17 protein-coding genes and 1 tRNA gene are annotated in these 22,299 nt (G+C 63.5%); 7 read left to right on the top strand and 11 right to left on the bottom strand.

Annotation, left to right across the window (positions count from 1 at the left end):
* Window positions 1-114: 114 nt before the first annotated feature.
* Window positions 115-1,050, top strand: a complete 936-nt coding sequence (locus tag O7A05_RS23550) for a LysR family transcriptional regulator (protein ID WP_337095330.1) — start codon at window positions 115-117, stop codon at window positions 1,048-1,050.
* 396 nt (window positions 1,051-1,446) lie between these two features.
* Here O7A05_RS23550 and O7A05_RS23545 read toward each other — a convergent pair whose 3' ends face one another.
* Window positions 1,447-2,859, bottom strand: coding sequence for a tyrosine-type recombinase/integrase (locus O7A05_RS23545; protein ID WP_337095329.1), 1,413 nt, complete (start codon window positions 2,857-2,859; stop codon window positions 1,447-1,449).
* Between the two features lie 849 nt (window positions 2,860-3,708).
* A tRNA-Pro gene (locus tag O7A05_RS23540) sits at window positions 3,709-3,785 on the bottom strand.
* A 191-nt stretch (window positions 3,786-3,976) separates the two neighbouring features.
* Between O7A05_RS23540 and O7A05_RS23535 the strand changes: the two genes are divergently transcribed.
* Window positions 3,977-6,217 carry a mannose-1-phosphate guanylyltransferase/mannose-6-phosphate isomerase gene (locus O7A05_RS23535; protein WP_337095328.1) on the top strand — a complete coding sequence of 747 codons (2,241 nt, stop codon included), beginning with the start codon at window positions 3,977-3,979 and terminating at the stop codon, window positions 6,215-6,217.
* On the opposite strand, the gene betB is transcribed toward O7A05_RS23535, so the two are convergent.
* The 5 genes from betB to betI are packed head-to-tail and all read right to left on the bottom strand — an operon-like array spanning window position 6,211 to window position 12,486.
* Window positions 6,211-7,674 (bottom strand): betaine-aldehyde dehydrogenase, encoded by a 1,464-nt coding sequence (gene betB / locus O7A05_RS23530; RefSeq protein ID WP_337095327.1) that lies wholly within the window; start codon window positions 7,672-7,674, stop codon window positions 6,211-6,213. The genes O7A05_RS23535 and betB overlap by 7 nt on opposite strands.
* A gap of 49 nt (window positions 7,675-7,723) precedes the next feature.
* Window positions 7,724-9,376: a choline dehydrogenase gene (betA, locus tag O7A05_RS23525; protein ID WP_337095326.1), complete on the bottom strand. Its 1,653-nt coding sequence runs from the start codon at window positions 9,374-9,376 to the stop codon at window positions 7,724-7,726.
* Entirely contained in the window at window positions 9,369-10,373 is a 1,005-nt protein-coding gene (locus O7A05_RS23520; protein ID WP_337095325.1) for a threonine/serine dehydratase, read from the bottom strand. The genes betA and O7A05_RS23520 overlap by 8 nt, the downstream gene beginning before the upstream one ends.
* The gene (gene betC / locus O7A05_RS23515) at window positions 10,370-11,899 is read right to left on the bottom strand and encodes a choline-sulfatase (RefSeq protein ID WP_337095324.1); all 1,530 of its coding nucleotides are present in this window, start codon (window positions 11,897-11,899) and stop codon (window positions 10,370-10,372) included. The genes O7A05_RS23520 and betC overlap by 4 nt, the downstream gene beginning before the upstream one ends.
* Complete coding sequence (gene betI, locus O7A05_RS23510; protein WP_337095323.1) at window positions 11,896-12,486, bottom strand: choline-binding transcriptional repressor BetI; 591 nt, start codon at window positions 12,484-12,486, stop codon at window positions 11,896-11,898. Before betI ends, betC begins: the two co-directional genes overlap by 4 nt.
* Before the next feature lie 179 nt (window positions 12,487-12,665).
* Between betI and O7A05_RS23505 the strand changes: the two genes are divergently transcribed.
* The 4 genes from O7A05_RS23505 to O7A05_RS23490 all read left to right on the top strand — a co-directional run bounded on the left by O7A05_RS23505 (window position 12,666) and on the right by O7A05_RS23490 (window position 16,287).
* Window positions 12,666-13,832 (top strand): acetyl-CoA acetyltransferase, encoded by a 1,167-nt coding sequence (locus O7A05_RS23505; protein WP_337095322.1) that lies wholly within the window; start codon window positions 12,666-12,668, stop codon window positions 13,830-13,832.
* A gap of 52 nt (window positions 13,833-13,884) precedes the next feature.
* Entirely contained in the window at window positions 13,885-14,889 is a 1,005-nt protein-coding gene (locus O7A05_RS23500) for an asparaginase (RefSeq protein ID WP_337095321.1), read from the top strand.
* A 99-nt stretch (window positions 14,890-14,988) separates the two neighbouring features.
* Window positions 14,989-15,801: a class I SAM-dependent methyltransferase gene (locus O7A05_RS23495; RefSeq protein ID WP_337095367.1), complete on the top strand. Its 813-nt coding sequence runs from the start codon at window positions 14,989-14,991 to the stop codon at window positions 15,799-15,801.
* Window positions 15,802-15,927: 126 nt separating this feature from the next.
* Window positions 15,928-16,287, top strand: a complete 360-nt coding sequence (locus O7A05_RS23490; RefSeq protein WP_337095320.1) for a hypothetical protein — start codon at window positions 15,928-15,930, stop codon at window positions 16,285-16,287.
* Between the two features lie 28 nt (window positions 16,288-16,315).
* Here the strand turns inward: O7A05_RS23490 and O7A05_RS23485 are convergent, their stop codons facing one another.
* Entirely contained in the window at window positions 16,316-17,692 is a 1,377-nt protein-coding gene (locus tag O7A05_RS23485) for a TIGR03808 family TAT-translocated repetitive protein (RefSeq protein WP_337095319.1), read from the bottom strand.
* Window positions 17,693-17,797: 105 nt separating this feature from the next.
* Here O7A05_RS23485 and greA point away from each other — a divergent pair, with 105 nt between their 5' ends.
* A complete protein-coding gene (gene greA, locus O7A05_RS23480) occupies window positions 17,798-18,280 on the top strand; it encodes a transcription elongation factor GreA (RefSeq protein ID WP_337095318.1) in 483 nt (160 codons plus the stop codon).
* Here greA and O7A05_RS23475 read toward each other — a convergent pair.
* The 3 genes from O7A05_RS23475 to O7A05_RS23465 all read right to left on the bottom strand — a co-directional run bounded on the left by O7A05_RS23475 (window position 18,252) and on the right by O7A05_RS23465 (window position 22,140).
* Window positions 18,252-18,455, bottom strand: coding sequence for an AbrB/MazE/SpoVT family DNA-binding domain-containing protein (locus O7A05_RS23475; RefSeq protein ID WP_337095366.1), 204 nt, complete (start codon window positions 18,453-18,455; stop codon window positions 18,252-18,254). The genes greA and O7A05_RS23475 overlap by 29 nt on opposite strands.
* Before the next feature lie 122 nt (window positions 18,456-18,577).
* Window positions 18,578-20,701, bottom strand: coding sequence for a methylmalonyl-CoA mutase (gene scpA, locus O7A05_RS23470; RefSeq protein WP_337095317.1), 2,124 nt, complete (start codon window positions 20,699-20,701; stop codon window positions 18,578-18,580).
* On the bottom strand, window positions 20,698-22,140 hold the full coding sequence (locus O7A05_RS23465) for a methylmalonyl-CoA mutase subunit beta (RefSeq protein WP_337095316.1): 1,443 nt from the start codon (window positions 22,138-22,140) through the stop codon (window positions 20,698-20,700). Before O7A05_RS23465 ends, scpA begins: the two co-directional genes overlap by 4 nt.
* Window positions 22,141-22,299 lie beyond the last annotated feature (159 nt).

Raw genomic sequence — 22,299 nt, 5'->3', positions numbered from 1 at the left:
CCGACCGAGTCATGCGGGCAAATGCAACCTCATTGGCGCGATGCGTATGGAGGACGACCCGAACACGTTTCGCCTAAACAGACATGATCGTGACGATATCCGCAGAGGGCCCTCATGACGAATACCGGCAACGCCCTTCAGTTGCTGGCCTGCGCCTTTGTGGCCGCTGACTGCGGTAGTCTGCGGCGGGCTGCAACCGTGCTGAAAGTCGGTGAATCCAGCGTAAGTCGCAACGTCGTTAAACTCGAACAGCTTTTGGGGATGCAGTTGTTCGAGCGCGACGTTCGCGGCGTGCGATTGACCGAGGCAGGGCGCGCCTGGACCGACCTCGCTCGGACACATTACGACGGTTTGCAGCAAGCTTTTCGGGACGCCCGCAACCATAGGGACGTAGAGACGCTCAGGATTGGGCTGTGCGCAGTGGGGGGTGGAGAATTCCTGAAGCGCCTCATCGATCGCTTCCGCAAATCCTGTCCAAATGTCAGTTTGGCCATTGAGGATATTGTACGCGAACAATGCCTGACGGCCGTATGCCGTCGGCACTTCGACATCGTGTTTGCGCCAGGGCTCGGCAACGTCACCTCTTGCCGCGCCGAGTTGTTGTGGCAGGAGCGTATCTTCGTTCTAGTAGCTGCTGATCATTCGCTTGCCGAAAAGCGGGTGGTCACGTGGGCAGATCTTGCGGGGATGCAACTGCTCGTGCCGGCCGGAACGAGCGGACCGCTGCTGGATTTCACCACGCTGGAAGGTTTCGTTACCGACGGACGCCGCCCAACTGTCAATATGTGCCAAGGTGGCCAGGCGAGTGTCATCTTCAATGTGCAGCTAGGTCGAGGCATCACGCTGGCGGGTGAGAGCTTCGCACGAAACGTCACCATTGATGCGACGGCATGGAAACCTCTTGATGGCCATAACAGTCTCTGTTCAATCAAAGCTGGCTGGCTTGAATCAAATCCGAAACGTGCCGTTTTGCGGCTGATTGGCCTTGCCAGAAGGATGGCGAATACGATTGCGAGTCCAACACACTCACAAAGCGCAAGCTTTCGTTAGACCCATTCCAGCAACTCGCGCATGGATTTTTGTCCGAAGGTGCATAAGACAACGGGGCCAGCGGCGTGTGTGCCAATGGCCAAAGCAGCACAAGCGGCAGTGACTGCCGCCCTAGCAGAACGAGTTGGACGCTATCACCCTTTGACGCATCACTTGCTTGGGGCGTGCTACTCGAAGGAAGCAATCCAGTGTCCAGCCGATAGATGGTTACCCTTTGAACCGGATACATGGGTTACAGTTACAGTTTTCCCCCTGAGTTGGTGTCCGCCGCAGCGCCATCTGGTCGGGGTTGGATGGGGCTGCGGCGGACCAGTTTCTTGTGTCTGCCGTCAATGATGTACATCGGCATCCCGAACACGGCCTCCGGCATTTCATGTCATGGCTGGCGGCTTCTGTTCACCTTTGTTTGCGACTTAACCGTGGAGTTTTCTGTGGGGGAGTGGCGGAGGCGTTCGCCTTCTGTCCATCGCGCCATATCCTCACGACGTTTTTTGGGAGGCTTCGCGAGCGCGCCTTGGAGACGATCGCTTCGGCGGCATCTGCCTGGAAGTCGGGGTGATGGTGGCCATAGGTCTGGATCAGCATCTCGACGGTCATCCCGAGGAAGCCGGCGGCTGCCCAGGGATCGGCACCCTGTTGCATCAGCCAGGTAGCTGCCGTGTGGCGGAATACATGCGGGGTCACGTCCGTGCGGAACAAACGCTTGACGCTTCCGTCGGGCGCTATGGCATCGTCGTACCAGCCAAGCCCGGCAGCTTCGACCACTGAGCGGAAAGCTTTCTTGATCGACTGGACGGGCTTGCCGTTCCACTCCACGACGTAGTCGTGAGCGATTATTCGGCCGATGTTTGCACTTTTTCCGCGACCCCTGGTCTTGATCTCCAGCCGCGTGACCGCCCATCGCCGTAGATGGGCAAGCAGGCGATCGGGCAGGCGCATCGGCGGCTGGCGTTTCTTCGTCTCGAGGCGACCTACTGCACGACGATAAAAAACGCCGCGTTCGAGATCGACATGGGCTGCTCCGTCAGTCGGCCGGATGGCCGCGGCGCAGATCGCGGCCGAACGAGTGCCGGTATACAGAGCGACGAGGATAAAGCGCGCGACGTGGCGTCCCGTGCGACGGTTGCTGGGCTGCCCTTTCCAGGACTGACGCATGCGCCAAGCGGCGCGAAGCAATGCTGCGGCCTCATCACGGGTCAGCCAGCGGTCCCTCGGCGCGGACTTCGCTGGCAACACGATCGGCGGCGTCGAGGTTACATAGCCTTCCCGATGATAGTGGTTCAGCGCTGCCCGCAAGTCCTCCAGCTGCCGCCTCGCGGCGGCACCGCCACCGTGCGCTTTGGCATAGTCGCGGCAGGTCTTGCCATCGATGTCGCCAATCATCATGTCGCCGAACCAGTTCAGCACCGCGACCATACGGTTAGCGGTTTCTTTCGGCTTGGCGTGGCGGCACGCGACGTCTGTCAGGTAGACACCAACGGCGTCAGCTATCGCGACGGCGGTCGGATCACGACCGCGGGAGCGGACCGGCTTGTACTTTTCGGTGATGTAACTGGCGAGCCGCTTTTCAGCGCGTTCGCGGTCGCCGGTGCCGCCGCAAGCGCTGATGAAGGTTGTGCCGTCGCGGATGAACCAGCCGGCCCGGCTGCGCAAGGCTCCGTTGTGCTTTCTGCTTTCATTGCGCCAGACAAGACGTGTCCCTTTCGAAGTCCTCGACATCTTTTCCTCATATTGGCATTCTTTTCCAGCGATCATTTCGGTGACCAGTCGTCCCGCATCCCGTTCCTTGCGCAGGCCAGGTGCGCCCATGCTTAAGAGCGCGGAAATCCTCCTCGTTGTAGTGCAGGTACAACTCCGAAAGGACATCCCTCGGCACGTTCGCCGTTGTCTGGCCGATAGTCACGTCGTGGGTTTCCCGGTAATGTCTAGTGAAAGTGGATAAATGCCTAATTCAATGAAATTATACTCAATAAGATAGAAGGGAACAAGGTTAGCTCAACAGATAACACGAGATTCTTTTGAAAAAATATACTTCTTAGGTCGGATACGAAAGCGAATAGCGCAATGGGTCGCATGAGATGTTTGGCGCAGAATATTGGGATGACGGGGGCAACCTGCAGAGCCTGAGCTATGTCGATCTGGCTGATAGCTGGCCGCAATTGGGGCCGAGGAAAAGGACATCAGCAACAAGCTTTCACGCGGCCGCCGTATTCTTCGTCCTGCGCCTCAAGGCGATAGGGTCACAGAGACTGAGGTTCGACAAGTTTTGCGAGAAGGTCGCGCCTGCGCCTCGTCGACGCTGCGACGCTGAAGAAGGGGCCGCACGCCACCAGCACTTTTCCGATCGGGTTCGGCGCGCCTTGTCGCGAACGCCGGATCGACCGTGCTGATCGGCTTGGCTGTTTCTCCCTCTGACCTTCGAGATCCAGGAGCTTGCGAACCGAAACATAGTTCTGGCCGTCGAACTGGTAGGGCTGCAGGGCCTCAATCGGGAAAAATGTCGGAGCCGGCTTTGGCCTTAAGTTTCCCCAGCGGCAGGGGTTGTCCCGCTCCTGCCGTTTGCGTGCTGTGGGCAGACCGGGCGGCTGACTGGTTTTTATTTCTGTGGGGAAATCTGTGGGGTAGCGAAAGTCGGTGTCGCTAACCCATTGTTTTTTCTGGTCGGAGTGGCAGGATTTGAACCTGCGACCCCCTCGTCCCGAACGAGGTGCGCTACCAGACTGCGCTACACTCCGTGACCAGACCGCGGGCTTATAGCTGCCGCTTCCCGATCCTGCAAGCGGCAATGGCAGTCCTTCTGTCGCATTTCCTTTCTTTCGCGGAGCTTGCCCGAATGGCATAGGATTTGGCTGTCGGATAAAGGTGGGATTAAAGGCTTTTGTCGTAAGTCCGACCCATGGGAGCCGGACTTTTGACAGGGTCTTTCATGAGCCAGCGCATCGTCAGTTTCGTCATGAGCGGCGGCGTCGGTTCGCGGCTGTGGCCGCTGTCGCGCGAGGACAATCCCAAGCAATTCCACGACTTCTCGGGCGATGGCTCGATGCTGGCCAAGACCTTGCGCCGGCTGGCGGCGCGCCCGCAAGGCGAGACGCCGATTTTTCTGATCGCCGCGGAGCGTCATGCCGAGCGCGTCCATGCCGACCTTGCCGGCATCGATCTTGCCGGTGGCGGACCACTGTTCGAGCCGACGGGCCGCAACACGGCCGCCGCCGTGGCGCTTGCCAGCTTGCGCACGCTCTCCGAATATGGCGACGAGCTGGTGCTGGTGGTGCCGTCAGATCACGAGATATCGACGCCTCGCCAGTTCTGGCAAAGCATCGAGGCCGGCGCAGGCGCGGCAAATGCAGGCCGGCTCGTGGTGTTCGGCCTCAAACCGACACAGCCCGAGACCGGCTATGGCTATATCGAGGTCGGGGCCGGCAAGGACGGCGTCTTCGACGTCTCGCGCTTCGTCGAGAAGCCGGATCTCGCCACCGCGCAGGCCTATCTCGACGCCGGCAGCTTCTACTGGAACACCGGCATCTTCCTGTTCCGCGCCGCCGCCATGCGCGACGCCTTCGCGGCCTATCAACCGAAAATCTGGCAGGCGACGGAGGCCGCCTACAAGGCTGCGATCAGCGACCTGTCCGGCCTTTATATGCCGCTCGACCTTTATTCCGCGATCCCGTCGACCTCGATCGATTACGCCATCATGGAACGTGCGAAAGATATCGTCATGGTTCCGGCCGGCTTCCGCTGGAACGATCTCGGCTCCTGGCAGTCGCTGCTCGATGTCGGCCCGTCCGATGGGCAGGGCAACGTCATCGCCGGAGACGTCGTCGCCATAGATTGCGAGAACTCCTATATCCGCAGCGAGGGTCGGCTGCTGTCGGCCATCGGCATGAAGGACGTGGCCATCGTGTCCACCGCCGACGCCACTTTCGTCGCACCTGTCAGCCACAGCCAGCACGTCAAGAAGATCGTCGAGCAGTTGGAGAAATCCGGCCGGCTGGAAACTAGATTCACGCCGGCGCATGACCGCGTTATCGAGAGCGGCGCCTGGCGGCGACGCGTGCGCCACTGGCTGTTCGAGGAGACGCTGCCGCTATGGTCGACTGTCGGCGTCGACGAGCGCCATGGCGGCTTCCACGAGGCGCTGGGCTTCGATGCCTCGCCGCTGATGAAGCCGAAGCGCATGCGCACCCAGGCGCGTCAGGTCTATGCTTTCGCGGTCGCCAAGGAGCGCGGCTGGGACGGCCCGGCGGACCGGCTGATCGCGCACGGCATCGATTTCATGGCGGGACAGGGCCGCACCGACAAAGGCGGCTGGGTGCGCACGCTCACCATCGACGGCTCGGTCGCCGATCCGGTTGAGGATGCTTACGATCATTCCTGCGTGCTTCTGGCGCTTGCCCACGCCCATATGTCGGGACATCCCGACGCGTTGCGGCTCGGCGAGGAGACGTTTTCCTTCCTCGATGCGCATCTGGAAGACGCCCGCATGACCGGCTTTCTGGAAACCTCCGACGGTGCGGAAGAACGACGTTCCAATCCGCACATGCATCTGCTCGAGGCCTTCCTTGCCTGGCACAAGGCGACGGGCGAGCGCGCCTATCTGCGCCGCGCCGCACGCATCATCGATCTTTTCCGCAGCCATTTCTTCGATGCCGAAAGCTGGACGCTGGGAGAATATTTCGACGAGGGCTGGAAGCCGGCTGCGAGTGAGAAGCGGAGCTGGACCGAGCCGGGCCATCATTTCGAATGGGCCTCGCTGCTGGTCGATTTCGCCGCCCGCAGCGGCCAGGGCGAACTCACCGCCTTCGCCCGTAAGCTTTATGCCTCGGCCGTCGCCAACGGCCTCAACCGCGCCACCGGCCTCGCCTATGGCGCCGTCTCTCGGCAGGGCTTGCCGCTCGACACGGTCTCGCGCAGCTGGCCGCAGGCCGAGGCGATCAAGGCGGCGATCGCGCTCGACGGCTCGGGCGGGCCCGACCTCAAGCCCGAAATCGAAGCGCGCGTCGGCCGCCTGTTCCGCTGGCACATCGATCCGGCGCCGCTCGGCCTGTGGATCGACCGCATCGACGAGCGCGGCCGCTCACTGGCGACCGAGGTGCCGGCCAGCATCTTCTACCATCTGGTCTGTGCGCTGACGCAATATCTGGACGGGACGGCGGAGAAGTCTCAGTAGGGCGCCGCCACATCTCCCGTCTCGACATAAACCGCCTTCAGCTGCGAGTAATGCGCCAGCGCCGCTAGCGAATTTTCACGACCAATTCCGGACTGCTTGACCCCGCCGAAGGGCATTTCCACCGGCGTTAGATTGTAGGCGTTGATCCAGCAGGTGCCGGCCTGCAACTCGGCGATGACACGATGCGCGCGCGGCAGGTCGCGGGTGAACACGCCGGCCGCGAGCCCGAATTCGGTGTCGTTGGCGCGCTCGATCACCTCGTCCTCGCTGTCGAATTTGAGCACGCTCATCACCGGCCCGAAAATCTCTTCCCGCGCGATGCGCATACAGTCGGTGACATTGGTGAAGACCGTTGGCTCAATGAAGAAGCCGCCCTCGAACCCTTGCAGCGGCGGTACATTGCCGCCACAGGCGAGGCTCGCGCCATCCTGCTTGCCTGCCGCGATGTAGGAAACGACCTTGTCCTGCTGCGCCTTGTTGACCAGCGGCCCCATCTGCGTTTCGGGATCGAGCGGGTCGCCGATGCGGATTTTCTTGGTGCGCTCGATCAGCCGGTCGACGAAGCGGTCATGAATGCCCTTCTGCACGAAGACGCGCGTGCCGTTCGAGCAGATCTGGCCGGTGGAGTAAAAATTGCCGAGCATGGCGCCGCCGATGGCGTTCTCGATATCGGCGTCGTCGAAGACGATCAGCGGCGACTTGCCGCCGAGTTCCATCGTCGCGTGCTTCATCTTCGAGCCGGCAAGCGACAGCACCTTGCGGCCGGTCGGCACCGAGCCGGTCACCGAAACTTTTGCCACGACGTCATGGCCGACGAGACCGGCGCCGACATCGCCATAGCCCTGGACCACATTGAATAGACCATCGGGCAGGCCAGCCTCTGAATAGATTTCGGCAAGCGCCAGCGCCGATAGTGGCGTGTTCTCCGAAGGCTTGAACACCATGGCATTGCCCATGGCCAAAGCCGGCGCCGACTTCCAGCCGGCGACCTGGATCGGATAGTTCCAGGCGCCGATGCCGACACAGACGCCGAGCGGCTCGCGGCGCGTGTAGGCGAAGGGTCCGCCGAGATCGATCATCTCGCCATTGAAGGCTGCGGCCGCGCCGGCGAAGTATTCCAGGCAGTCGGCGGCCGAAGGCGCGTCCGCCACCAGCGTCTCCTGGATCGCCTTGCCGGTGTCGAGCGTCTCGATGCGGGCAAGATCGGCATTGCGCGCGCGCAGGATGTCGGCGGCGCGGCGCAGGATGCGTCCGCGCTCGACCGGCTTCAGTCGCGCCCAGGCCGGCTGCGCGGCGCGCGCGGCCTCGATGGCAAGCTCCAGAACGTTCGGCGTCGCTGAATGCAGTGTCGCGATGGTCTCGCCCGTCGCCGGATAGATCACCGGCAGCGGCGCACCGCCTTCGTCTTCGATGTAGCGGCCGTTGACGTAGTGCGATGCCGTCGGTTGGGCGCGCATGGCTTTCTCCAGAACTGTTGGCCGATCGGGCGGTCTGCCCGACAATGCCCTATCGGTCCGCCACCTGCCAGCGCGGATTGATCCACGGTTCCTGGTTGGATGGCGCCAGCGGCGTTCGGCCAAGGATGTGATCGGACGCTTTCTCGCCAGTCATGATCGAAGGCGCGTTGAGATTGCCGTTGGTCACCCGCGGGAAGATCGAGGAGTCGGCGACGCGCAGCCCCTCGACGCCGATCACCCGGCATTCCGGATCGACGACGGCGGTCAGGTCGTCGGCGCGGCCCATCCTGCAGGTACCGCAGGGGTGGTAGGCGCTCTCGGCGTGGTCACGGATGAAAGCGTCGAGCTCGTCGTCGGTCTGCACATGGCTGCCAGGCGAAATCTCCTTGCCGCGAAAGCCATCGAAGGCTTTCTGGCCGAATATCTCGCGGGTCAGCCGGATGCAGTGGCGGAACTCGCTCCAGTCGTCCGGATGCGACATGTAGTTGAAGCGGATCACCGGCTTCGCCTTCGGGTCGGGCGAGCGCAGCGTTACCGAGCCGCGCGACTTCGAGCGCATCGGCCCGACATGCGCCTGGAAGCCGTGCGACTTCGCCGCCGACTTGCCGTCATAGCGCACCGCCGCCGGGATGAAATGGTACTGGATATCGGGGTAGTCGACGCCGGCCTGCGAACGCACGAAGGCGGCAGCCTCAAAATGATTGGTGGCGCCGAGCCCGCTCTTGAAGAACAGCCACTGTGCGCCGATCAATGCCTTGGAGAAAGGATTGAGCACCGAGTTCAGCGTGATCGGCCTGGTCGATTCCTGCTGGATATAAAGCTCCAGATGGTCCTGCAAATTGGCGCCGACGCCCGGCCGGTCGGCAACCACCTGGATGCCGTTTTCCTGGAGATGCGCGCCCGGGCCGATGCCGGACAGCATGAGAATCTTCGGCGAATTGATCGATGATGCCGCGACGATCACCTCATGCCGCGCCTTAACAACCTGAATCTTTTTGTTGGCTTCGATCTCGACGCCGATCGCACGTTGATTCTCGATCACCACGCGTCGGGCGAAACCCTTGAGCAGGCTAACGTTTTTGCGTTTGAGAGCCGGCTTCAGATACGCGTTCGCCGCCGACCAGCGGCGACCGCCCAGAATGGTCTGCTCCATCGGCCCGAAACCTTCCTGCTTCGAGCCGTTATAGTCGTCGGTCAGCTCGAACCCGGCCTGGCGGCCTGCCTCCATGAACGCACCAAAGAGCGGGTTCTTGCGTGTGCCGCGCTGCACATGCAGCGGGCCGCCTTTTCCTCGCCAGCCGTCCTCGCCGCCGTCGGAATCCTCCATGCGCTTGAAATAGGGGAGCACGTCGGCGAACGCCCAGCCGGCGGCACCCTGTTCGGCCCAGTGGTCGAAGTCATGCGCATGCCCGCGCACATAGACCATGCCGTTGATCGAGGACGAGCCGCCGATCACCTTGCCGCGCGGGGTGGCAAGCACACGCCCGCCGAGATGCGGTTCGGGCTCGCTGGCGAACCCCCAGTCGTAAAGGCTCATATTGAGCGGGATCGACAACGCCGACGGCATCTGGATCAGCGGCCCTATATCGGTGCCGCCGAACTCGATGATGATCACCGAATGGTTGCCGTCTTCCGACAGCCGGTAGGCCATAGCCGAGCCGGCGGAGCCGGAGCCGATGATGACGAAATCCGCTTCAAGCATCGTTCATATGCGCCATGAAATCGGCGAGCGAGACATTGCCGCCGGTTGCAACCACAAGGACCGTCTTGTCCTTCACATCCACCTTGCCGCCGAGAAGTGCCGCGAGCGACGCCGCGCCGGACGGCTCCAGCACCAGCTTCATCCGCTCGAAGGCGATCTTCATCGCCCGCCGCACCGAGGCGTCGTCGACGGTGACGCCGCGCACGCCGGCAGCAGTCACCGCCGCGAAGGGCGCGTCGCCGGGCTTGCGCGCCATCAGCCCGTCGCAGATCGATTTCGGCCCGATCGGCATCGTTTCGATCGCGCCATGCGCCAGAGACGAGCCCATGCCGTTGAAGCCCTCCGGCTCGACGGCGATGATCTCGCTCTTGGGCGACAGATAATGGAAGGCGAGCGAGACGCCGCCGATCAGTCCGCCGCCGCCGACCGAGCAGAACACCAGATCGGCATGCGCCTTCTTCATGGCCAACTGGTCGAGCGCCTCCAGCCCGGCGCCGGCCTGGCCGGCGACGATCTCCGGATCGTCGAAGGGATGCAGCAAGGTGAGGTGCTCGGTCTCGGCGATCTCGCGCGCCTTTGCGGCCGCGACCTCCTCGCGCGCTCGCTCGCCATGATCGGTCAGCACCACGCGCGCGCCATAACCGGCCGTCGCGTCGCGCTTGGCGGCGGGCGCGTCGATCGGCATGACGATGGTGACCGGAATGCCCAGCGCCTGGCCGGCCGCCGCCAGCCCCTGCGCGAAATTGCCGGAGGAATAGGCGACGACTCCCTTCTTCGCCTCATCCGGCGACAATCGCTTCAAGCGCCAATAGGCGCCGCGTACCTTGAAGGAGCCGGCCCATTGCAGCGACTCCGGCTTGACGAAGACGCGCGCGGCGCCGGTCTCCTTGGCTAAAGCCGCCGACTCCAAGAGCGGCGTCACCTGCGTGGCCGTCGAGGTGACGGCATAGGCCTGTTTCAGATGGTCGAGTGTGGGAACGAGAACGTCAGCCATCATTCGCCTCTCGGATACCGTTTGCTCTCTTCGAGATTGTCGAGGTTCATGTGGTTGCGCATGTAGCGTTCCGACGCCTTCTGCAGCGGCTGGAAATCCCACGGGTAGTAGGCGCCGTTGCGCAGCGCCGGATAGACGACCCAGCGGCGCGCCTGGCTTTCGCGCACGGCGGCGTCGAAGGCGGCCATGTCCCAGCGCGCCCTGACCTTGTCCATAAACGCCGCCACCAGGGCTGCGTTCGCCGGATCGTCGGCGAGGTTGTCACGCTCGAGCGGATCGGTATCGAGATCGAACAGTTGCGGCGCGTCGAGCTCGCAATGGACGAATTTGTATTTGCCCTCGCGCATCGCGACCAGCGGCGCATAGGAGCCTTCGGCAGCATATTCGATCAGCACTGGGGCGCTGCGCGCCTTGCCGTCGAGCAGCGGCAGCAGCGACTGGCCGTCCGTCCACGGAGCGATTGCCGCGATGTCGATGCCGGCGAGGTCGCAGAGCGTCGGCGTCACGTCGAGATTGGAAACCGGCGCCGCGATCAGCCCGGCCGGCACGCCTTTGCCGGCGATCATCAGCGGCACGCGGGCAGATCCCTCGAAAAAGCTCATCTTGAACCACAGGCCGCGCTCGCCCAGCATGTCGCCGTGATCCGAACAGAACAGGACGGTGGTGTCGTCGAGCATGCGGGTGCGCTTGAGAACGTCCAGGAGCTCGCCGAGCTTGTCGTCGACATAGGAGATGTTGGCGAAATAGCCGCGTCGGGAACGGCGAACCTGCTCGGGGGTGATCTCGAAGGCCTGATAGTCGCTGGCGCGGTAGAGCCGTTGCGAATGCGTATCCTGCTCGTTATGCGGGATGAACGGGGTTTCAGGATCGAGCGCCTGGCAGTTCTCGTAGAGATCCCAATACTGCTTGCGCGCCACATAGGGGTCGTGCGGATGCGACAGCGAAACGGTAAGGCACCAGGGACGGTGACCCGCATCGTCCTGCTCGCGCGATAGCTGGTAGAGCTTTTGCGTGGCAAGGAACATGACCTCGTCGTCGTACTCCATCTGGTTGGTGATCTCGGCGACGCCGGCGCCGGTGACCGAACCCAGATTGTGATACCACCAGTCGATGCGCTCGCCGGGCTTGCGGTAGTCTGGTGTCCAGCCGAAATCGGCTGGATAGATGTCGGTGGTCAGCCGCTCCTCGAAACCGTGCAACTGGTCAGGCCCGACGAAATGCATCTTGCCGGACAGGCAGGTGTAGTAGCCGGCGGCGCGCAGATGGTGGGCGAAGGTCGGAATGGAAGACGTGAACTCGGCGGCGTTGTCATAGACCCCCGTGCGCGACGGCAATTGCCCGCTCATGAACGAGGCGCGGCCCGGGGCGCATAGCGGCGAGGCGGTGTAATTGTTGGCGAAACGCGCCGAACGCGCGGCAAGCGCCTTCAGGTGCGGCGCGTGCAGGAAGTCCGCCGGGCCGTCCGGAAAGAACGTGCCGTTGAGCTGATCGACCATGACGATCAGGAAATTGGGTCGCCGGGTGGTCAAGGCAGGCTCCGTCCGTTGAGCTTGGTTTCGAGATAGTCTTCCACGAGCGCGATCGCGGTCTGCGCGTCGGGCACGCCGTCTTTCAGCGCGCGGCGGATGTAGAGCCCGTCGATCAGCGCCGCGGTCGCTTCCGCCACGCGGTCGGCCTCGGTCCGCGGCAGGATGCCGGTCAACCCGCTCATCAGGTTCGAATTGAGCCGCCGCGCATAGATGCGCAACAGCCGCCGCAGCTCAGTCGATTTCTGCGCCTCGACATAGAAGGCGAGCCAGGCGGCGATGATCTGAGGCTGGAACTGATCATCGGAAAAGCTGACGGCGACGACGGCCGAGACGCGCTGGCGCGGCGTGATGGCAAGGTCAAACGCGCGTCTTGTGTCGGTGTTGAGCTCGGCCAGGATGTGCCGCATCGTCGCGAACAGCAACTCGTCCTTGGCGCCGAAATAGTGATGCGCCAGCGCCGACGACACGCCGGCGCGGCCGGCGATCTCCGACATCGTCACATCCAGCGATCCGCGCTCGCCGATCGCTGAGATCGTCGCGTCGATCAGCGCCTTGCGGCGCACTGGCTCCATTCCGATTTTCGGCATTTTTGCGTCCGGTTCGAGCCAAAGGTTATTTTTTATTGACGCGTCAATCAATAAAAATCGACGCGACGTCAACTGATCTTGTCGTGCTGGCTCATCGGATGGGGTTGGAAACGGTTCACTATTGAACAATATTGTGCCGCGAAGGATCGTGCTAGGCTGCGGCACAGATGGAGGTTGCCATGACCGCATGCATCGTCGGCTGGGCGCATTCGCGCTTCGGCAAGCTCGAGGGCGAGACGCTGGAGGGCTTGATCACCAAGGTTGCCGTCGAGGCGCTCGACCACGCCGGCATCGGTCCGGACGATGTCGACGAGATCGTGCTTGGCCATTTCAACGCCGGCTTCTCGCCGCAGGATTTTACCGCGAGCCTCGTGCTGCAGGCCCATGACCGGCTGCGCTTCAAGCCGGCCACCCGCGTCGAGAACGCCTGCGCCACCGGCTCGGCCGCCGTCCGTCAAGGTATCCGCGCCATCGACGCCGATGCCGCCCGCATCGTGCTGGTGGTCGGCGCCGAGCAGATGACGACCACGCCTGGTCCCGAGATCGGCAAGAACCTCCTCAAGGCCTCCTACCTGCCGGAAGACGGCGATACGCCGGCAGGCTTTGCCGGCGTCTTCGGCAAGATCGCGCAGGGCTATTTCCAGCGCTATGGCGACCAGTCGGATGCGCTGGCCATGATAGCGGCCAAGAACCATAAAAACGGCGTCGACAATCCCTACGCTCAGATGCGCAAGGATTTCGGCTATGAGTTCTGCCGCCAGGAAAGCGAGAAGAACCCGTTTGTCGCCGGTCCGCTGAAGCGCACCGACTGCTCGCTGGTCTCGGACGGCGCGGCCGCGCTTGTGCTCACCGACACCGCTACGGCGCTGAGGATGCGCCGTGCCGTGACCTTCCGCGCCAACGAGCACGTGCAGGACTTCCTGCCGATCTCGAAGCGCGACATCCTCTCCTTCGAGGGCTGCGAGCGTGCTTGGGAGCAGGCGCTGAAGAAGGCCGGCGTCACGCTCGACGACCTCTCCTTCGTCGAGACGCATGACTGCTTCACCATCGCCGAATTGATTGAATATGAGGCTATGGGGCTCGCCAAGCCAGGCGAGGGCGCCAGACTGGCGCTGGATGGCACGACGGCCAAGGACGGCCGCCTGCCGGTCAATCCCTCCGGCGGCCTGAAGGCCAAGGGCCATCCGATCGGCGCCACCGGTGTGTCGATGCATGTGCTGACCGCCATGCAGTTGACCGGCGAAGCCGGCGGCATCCAGGTGCCGGGCGCGAAGCTCGGCGGTATCTTCAACATGGGCGGCGCGGCGGTCGCCAACTACGTTTCCATCCTCGACCGGATCAGGTAGAAGCGGCCCGCATTAAAGCGGCGCGCCGCTGGGCGCGCGTGCGGGAGGCGACATGGCAAATCCGGTTCTGGTCGAAGTCACACGCGGCGAGGTGGTCGAAAGCAGGCACCGCGGCGCGGTTTCGGTCTTCGATGCCGACGGCAAGCCCGTCTGGGAGATCGGCGACACGGACCGCCCGGTTTTCCCGCGCTCCGCGGTGAAGGCGATCCAGGCATTGCCGCTGGTCGAATCGGGTGCTGCTGACGCCTATGGCTTCGGCGACCGCGAACTGGCGCTGGCCTGCGCCTCGCATTCGGGTGAGCCCGCCCATGTCGAACTGGCAATAGCGATGCTCGCCAAAGCGGGCCTTGACAGAAAAGCGCTGGAATGCGGCGCGCATTGGCCCTCGGGCCACGGTGCCACCATCGCGCTCGCCCGCGCCGGCAACATACCGAACGCCTTGCACAACAACTGCTCCGGCAAGCATTCCGGCTTCCTCTGCACCTGCGTGCATGCCGGCATTGCGCACGCTGGCTATGTCAAGGCCGGCCATGCGCTGCAGGAGATGGTGCGCGACGCCATGCAAGCCGTGACGGGCGCGGCGCATGACGTCGATCATTGCGGCATCGACGGCTGCTCGATCCCGACCTATGCCGTGCCCTTGAAGAGTTTTGCGCTGGGCTTTGCCCGCATGGCGACGGGCAGGGGCTTTGCGCCCGAGCGCGCCAAGGCGGCGAAGCGGCTGCTCGCCGCTTGCATGGCCGAGCCGTTCCTGGTCGCCGGCACCGGCAAGGCGGATGTCGCACTGATGCAGGCGGCACCCGGTCGCATCTTCGTCAAGACCGGCGCCGAAGGCGTTTATTGCGCGGCATTGCCAGAGCTTGGGCTCGGCATCGCCTTGAAATGCGATGATGGGGCCGGCAGAGCGGCGGAGGTGATGATCGCCGCCGTGCTGGCGAAGCTGCTGAACGGTGATGAAGCGGTTGCGGCAAAGCTCACCGAGCTTGCCCATCCTCCGGTGGAAAGCCGCGTCGGCGCCAAGGTCGGCTTGCTGCGGCCGACAGCGGCGCTCAACTAGGGCATCGGCTTACTGACGCGCATCTGCCGCGCGCGTGAACCCAAGGCAGAAAATTATGTGCTAGTTTCCTCCACGATCAAGCGGGCGCTGGTGTTGGCCATGCTGGAAGCGGACAAGGTGTTTGCCGGGTCCATCCCGGAAAATTACGATCGCCATATGGTGCCGCTGATATTCGAGGCCTATGCCGCGGAGACCGCACGGCGAGCGGCGTCCTTCTCACCCTTGGCCGTTTTGGAGACGGCCGCGGGCACCGGTGCGGTAACCCGCGCTTTGGCGCCGAAACTCGCTCCCGACGCTAGCTACGCCGTAACCGACCTCAACCAACCGATGCTCGATTACGCGGCGTCGCGCCAGGGGCCGGACAGACGAATCACCTGGCGCCAGGCGGATGCGTTGAACCTGCCTTTCGACGATGCGTCCTTCGACCTCGTCTGCTGCCAGTTCGGCGCGATGTTCTTTCCCGACCGCGCCACGGCCTACCGCGAGGCAAAGCGGGTTCTGAAGCCCGGTGGACATTTCCTGTTCAGCGTCTGGGATCGCATCGAGGAGAACATATTCGCCGACGACGTGACGAATGCTCTGGCAACGATCTTTCCGCACGATCCGCCGCGTTTCCTGGCGCGCACGCCGCACGGCTATCACGACAAGGACCTGATCCGCCGCGACCTCGAAGCCGCAGGATTTTCCGATGTGACGATCGACACCAGAGCCGAGCAGAGCCGCGCATCCTCGCCGCGCGTTCCCGCCGTCGCCTATTGCCAGGGCACCCTGCTTCGCAACGAGATCGAGGCCAGGGATCCGGCAAAGCTTGAAGCCGCGACCGACTACGCCGCGGCCGCGCTTGCCGAAAGGCATGGCCATGGCGAGGTGGCGGCCAAGATCCAGGCGCATTTTATCGTGGCTGTGGCCTAGCCCGTTTCGCTGCGTTTGGTTGGCATCCGTTCATAGTCGACCGAAATGCCTTGGCGATGCGATTGTGGTCGTTCAAATTTAATGCTCTGCTTTTAACGGGTTTCAGAGCTTTGCGAGCAAAGTCGAATGCATATCAAGACTGGGAACGGCATGGCGCATCACCGAATTGCACTTGGTCTTCTATACGGACTTCTTTTTACGGGCCTGGCGCTTTTAGCCTATGCTGTGAGGACAGCGCATTGGGTTGCCGATAATGCGGGTCTGAAAGCCATGCTTGCGTGTGTGTTGGCCTATATCGGTGTTATGTCCGGCTTAGTCTGGGCTATTAACAAGATCAACAAGGCTTTTCCGACGCTGGATTTTCCGCCTTCGAGTACTCACTCCGACCATGCCTGGTTCGTGGACCAAGTGACGGTCGATGTCGTACCGGACGTCGCTCACGATAAGTCGCCGCCAATAAAACGCGAGAAGCCGACCGATCGTTGAAGCCGATCCCCGGCATCACCTGACTGTCCTAGCTCACCTTGTTGCGCTCGACGGTCAGATGCGCATAGCCGCTGTCGCTTGCCTTCGCGAGATCGCCGGTCACCGGATCGGCCCAGCGCTGGCCGACAATGGCGCCGTTTTTGGCGCCGTCGATGAGGTTGTCCGAGATGACGGCGGTGCCGGCCCCTTCGACGACCGAAACGACGATGCCGGTGCCTGCCTTACGGATGATATTGCCGGTCGCCACGACATTGCGCAGATAGGGGCCCCAGCCGAGCTGCATGCCGTAGAGCGGCGCGTTCTCGATGACGTTGCCGGAAACCGTCGTGTCGGCCTCGGCGCTGATGCCGACACCGAAGCCGGGCGGATCGGCGGTGTAGGGACCGGTGGTAGAGAGGTTGCGCACAATGTTGTTCGAGCAGACCGCCATGCGGCCGCCTTCGTTGAAATTGACGATCGAGATGCCGTTGGCGGCGCCGTCGACCAGATTGTTGCTGAGGATCGCGCCTTCGAAGGAGAATTCCGAATAGATCCCGGTCTCTCCCGAGCGCGAGCAGGTGTTGCCGGTGATCTGCAGATTGCTCGAACTGTTGGCGCGGATCGCGGTGAAGGCGCAATCGGAGACGATATTGCCGGAGATGATGACATTGCCGGCGCGGAAGGCGTTGATGCCGTTGCCGTTCTGGCCGGTGCCGCCGTTGCGCGCGCCGATCCTCTGGACGCGGTTGCCGCTGACGATGGTGCCGTCTTCCGCAGCCTGCCAGCGATGCACCAGGATGCCGCCATTGGCGCAATCGGAAACGGTGTTGCCGGAAATCTCCAGCCCGCCGGCCTCGACCGAATAGATGCCGGCATCCGCGGCACCCGAAATATCGGAGCGGCCGATGCGGCCGACGGCATGCTCGAGCGCCAGCCCGTTCTTGCTGCTACCGGTCACCTGGCAATTGTCGAGGACGAGATGGGCGACGCGGCGCAGGTCGAGCAGCCCTTGCGTGTAGTCGGCCAGCCAGCGGTTGGCCCCGTCGAGGACCAGCCCGCTGAGCTCGATATGCTCGGCCTGTTCGGCCATCATCAGATGGCCGTTGCCGCCATAGACGATCCGCGTCGCGCCGGGCACGCCGGACAGGCGCACGCGGGCAGGCAACTTGAGGTTGGAGACGAGATAGGTGCCGGGCGGCAGGAACACCGGCTGGTCGCGGTCCCTGGCTTCGGTCAGCATCCTGGCGAAAGCCTTGCTCTGGTCGTCGACCGCCCCCGGCTGCACGCCGATCTCGGTGGCGTCGATCGAGCCACGCATCGCGGCCATCTCGATGCCCGGCAGCGACTTCGCCGATGCCTTGCCGGCGAAGACGCCGGCGACGGCGAGGCCCGCCGTCCGGGCAAGCAGCGTTCGTCTGTTCAACATCGGCACAGGTCCTGGCATTTTGCCCTGTCGTCGCAGGAATCGTGCCAAGGCCGGCCCGCCGCCAAACCGCTTGTGCAGTTGCCTCGCCAAGCCTAAGTTCACCGGATGAGCAGAGCTTTCACACGGGAAGAAGACAGCGAAAACGCCATTGCCGGCGTCGGCGAACGGCCGGTCAGCGCGCACCGCAACCTGGTGACGGAGCGCGGCCTGGCGATGATCGAGGACAATCTCGCCGAGCTGCGCGACCAGATGGCCAAGGCTGAAAGGCGCGGCGACCGCGAGCGCCTCGCTGTCGTGTCGCGCGACCTGCGCTACTGGACCGCGCGGCGCGAAAGCGCGGAGCTTTCCGTGCCGGAGCCGGGCAGCGACGTGGTGCGCTTTGGCATGGGAGTCACCCTGGAAAGCGAGGACGGCAAGAAGGTGCATTGGCGCATCGTCGGCGAGGACGAGGCCGATCCGTCGAAGGGGAGCATTTCCCATGTCTCCCCGATGGCCGTGGCCCTTTTCGGCAAGAAGGTTGGCGAGGTCGTCACCGTCAACGGCAAGGAATGGGAAATCGTCAAGCTCTCGGACAAGGTCGAGAACTAGCAGCCAAGCCTACTTGCCAGCCGCTGTAACCCAGCTTCGTATTTGTCCATACATCGCGAGCAGCGTTCATTTGCCGTTTGTAGTTGTCGTGGCGGATTGGCCTTAGAATGACGCCGTCGTCGGTTTCGACGATCTGGAGCTCATCGCCGACCTGAAGGTTCAAGCTGTCAAGCATTTCGCGTGGCAGTAGCAAGGCCCCGATCCGTCCTCAAGCCTGTGGATGGTTGTCTTGAACATCATCGCGCCATGGTTGTATCCGCTTCCATAGAACAACCTTTTGGCCAAATCAGCAAGCCCTCACCGATCGGTCAACAACCGATCCATCAGCCGGTTGGCCGCTTCCGGGATGACGGTCCCCGGCGGGAAGATCTCCGCCGCGCCTGCCGCCAGCACCGCGTCATAATCCTGCGGCGGGATGACGCCGCCGGCGACGATCAGCATGTCGCCATGGCCGAGCTTCTTCAGCGCTTCCTTGAGCTCGGGGATCAGCGTCAGGTGCCCGGCCGCCAAGGAGGAGGCGCCGATGATGTCGACGTTGTGCTGCACCGCGAGCTTGGCGATCTCGTCCGGCGTCTGGAACATCGGCCCGACGGTCACCTCGAAGCCCAGATCGGCAAAGGCGCTGGCGATCACCTTCTGGCCGCGGTCATGGCCGTCCTGACCCATCTTGGCGACCAGGATGCGCGGCTTGCCGCCGGACTTCTTCTCGAACGCTTCGATCTTCTCCTGCAGCGGGTCGAGCGCCGGGTTGTCGCCGAGCGCGTCGCGATAGACGCCGGAGATCGTCTGCACCGCCGCCGTGTGGCGGCCGAATACTTTTTCCAGCGCCAGCGAAATCTCGCCGACGGTAGCGTTGGCGCGTGCCGCGCGAACCGCGAATTCGAGCAGGTTCTCCTCACCCTCGGCCGCGCGGGTCAGTGCCGCCAGCGCGTCTTCCAGCGTCGCGACGTCGCGCGTGCCTTTCAGCCGCTGCAGCTTCGCCAATTGCCTGGCCTTCACCTCGGCATTGTCGATCTTCAGCACATCGACCTCGATATCCGCTTCAGGCCGGTGCGCGTTGACGCCGACCAGCACCTGCTCGCCGGAATCGATGCGCGCCTGGGTGCGGGCGGCGGCTTCCTCGATGCGCAGCTTCGGAATGCCCTTCTCGATCGCCGCCGCCATGCCGCCGAGGTTTTCGACCTCCTCGATATGGGCGAGCGCGCGCTCCGCCAGATCGTGCGTCAGCCGCTCGACATAGGCCGAGCCGCCCCACGGATCGATCATGCGCGTGGTTCCGGATTCCTTTTGCAGGATGAGCTGCGTGTTGCGGGCGATCCGCGCCGAATGGTCGGTCGGCAGCGCCATTGCTTCGTCGAAGGAATTGGTGTGCAGCGATTGCGTATGCCCCTGCGTCGCCGCCATCGCCTCGATCATAGTGCGGGTCATGTTGTTGTAGGGATCCTGCGCCGTCAGCGACCAGCCCGAGGTCTGGCAATGGGTGCGCAGCGACAGCGAGCGTTCGTCCTTCGGCGCAAAATTCTTCTTCATCAGGTTCGACCACAGCAGCCTTGCGGCCCTGAGCTTGGCGACCTCCATGAAGAAGTTCATGCCGATCGCCCAGAAGAAGGAAAGCCGCGGCGCGAAGCGGTCGATGTCAAGACCGGCAGCGACGCCGGCGCGCGCATATTCGATGCCGTCGGCGATCGTATAGGCAAGCTCGAGATCGGCCGTCGCGCCGGCCTCCTGCATGTGGTAGCCGGAGATCGAGATCGAGTTGAACTTCGGCATATGCCTGGAGGTGTAAGCAAAAATGTCCGACACGATCCGCATCGAAGGCTTCGGCGGATAGATGTAGGTGTTGCGGACCATGAACTCCTTCAGAATGTCATTCTGAATGGTTCCGGCGAGATCCTTCTGCGCGACGCCCTGTTCCTCCGCCGCGACGATGTACAGCGCCATGATCGGCAGCACGGCGCCGTTCATCGTCATCGACACCGTCATCTCGTCGAGCGGAATGCCGTCGAAAAGCTGGCGCATGTCGAGAATGGAATCGATCGCCACGCCCGCCATGCCGACATCGCCGGCGACGCGCGGATGGTCGCTGTCATAGCCGCGATGCGTGGCGAGATCGAAGGCGACCGACAGGCCTTTCTGGCCGGCCGCGAGGTTGCGCCGGTAGAAGGCGTTGGATTCCTCAGCCGTCGAGAATCCGGCATATTGCCGGATCGTCCAGGGCTGCTGGACATACATGGTCGGGTAGGGGCCGCGCATGAAGGGCGGCAGGCCCGGATAGGTGTCGAGATTGGCGAGACCCTTGAGGTCGCCTTGGTCGTAAACATGCTTTACGGCGATGCCTTCCGGCGTCATCCGCTGGCCTTTGAGCTCGACCGGCGCGCGACGCGGCTCCGACCAGCCGATCCGGCTGAAATCCGGGGTCATGATCCGGCTCCGATCGACTGGTCGATGCGCACCGGAAACAGCGGCTCGCAGGTCGCAACGCCTTCGGTCAGGGCCGGGCGCCGCTCTTGCGGCAGTGTCTCGACCGGGCGCTCTGTGCCGACGCGGTAAAGCGTAGTGCCGACAATGCCGCGTTCGCCCGACCGGTAAGCGCCATTGCGCTTGGCGGCGGCCGTCTGGACGCGATTCTGGATATAGCCCTGCTGCAGGCTGGCGAGCACGCCGCCCTCGGCCTCAATGCGCTGGAATTCTTCCCAGGCCGCAGCGCAGAGATCGTTCGTCAGCGACTCCACCGCGCCCGAACCGCTGGCCGGATCGGCGACATAGCCGATATGGCTCTCCTCGGACATGATCAGCTGCGCGTTGCGGGCGACGCGGCGGGCAAAGCCGGCCGGCAGCCCATGCGTGATGGTGTGCGGCAGGATCGAGATCGAATCTGCGCCCCCGGTTGCCGCCGCAAAGGCCGCGATCGCCGTGCGCAAGATGTTGGTTTCCGGGTCGGCCATCGTCATCATGCGGTAGGAGGTCTCAGCATGGATGCTGGCGGTCGAGGCCGGGATCGAGCAGGCTTCCTGGACGCGCGCCCAGAGCTTGCGCAATGCCCGCACCTTGGCCATCGACAGGAACTGGTCCTGGTCCACGCTGAGCGCGAAGCCGATATAGGGCGCCGCATAGACCAGCGGCTGGCGCGCCTTGTCGAACATTCTGAGATAGGACACGACCGATGCCATCATCGTGCCAAGCTCCTGCGCCTCGGTGGCGCCGGCATTGTGGAAGACGCGACCGTCGGCCTCGAGCAGCACGCCCGGCACGCCCATCGAGAAGAAATGCGCCAGCGATTGTGGCATCGATTCCTGCAGCGCCTCGATCGAGGTGCGCAGCCGCCCGGTTCCGGCGAAGATCGCCGCCGGGTCGATGCCGAAGGAAAGGTTGAGCTTGGCCGGATCGGAACGGCGGCGGCTCAAGAAAGCCAGCAGCCAGTCGGCCACGGCGCGGCTCCACGGATGCGCGTCGATGCGCACCTGCACGCGGTTGAGCGGCACGCCGTCGAGCACTCTTTCCAAGGCTTCCGCGGTGCGCGGCAGGCCGTAGCCGAAGGCATTCGGCGCGCCCTCGAAGACAAGCGACAGGCCGGTGGCGCCTTGGGCGATGTCTTCCAGGGCTTGCGCGCTGGCCCGGGCGACGTCCGGGTCGTCGACGCGCTGGCTGACGATCCAGGGCGCGGTCGGATTTGTGCGCGGCAACGGCTCGGCGGTCGTCGAGCGCTGGCTAAGCGGTTCGATGCGGATGCCGTCATCGGTGTGGGAAACGAGCTTTTCCTCGAACGAACCGCCGGCAAGGGCCTTTTCCGCCAGCGCCTGCCAACGCTTGGCGTCCGGATTCGGAAGGTCGACATCCCTGGTCAAGGCGCCGGCGCCCATGGCTCTCCTCGCTTCTCGGCCGCATCAGCCGGTCCAACCAATCTAAGGTCAGGAACCGGATATCACAATGCGTTATCCGGCCGGTTCTCGCGGCCAGCCAATCGATTGCCAAACATGCGCAAAATCCGCAAGCGCCAAAGGCCAAATTCGATGCACCCC

This window comes from Mesorhizobium argentiipisi (SeqCode) (assembly GCF_037179585.1).
Classification (GTDB): domain Bacteria; phylum Pseudomonadota; class Alphaproteobacteria; order Rhizobiales; family Rhizobiaceae; genus Mesorhizobium; species Mesorhizobium argentiipisi.
Note: the sequence above shows the minus strand (reverse complement) of the source record. Positions and strands in the feature narration are given on the sequence as shown.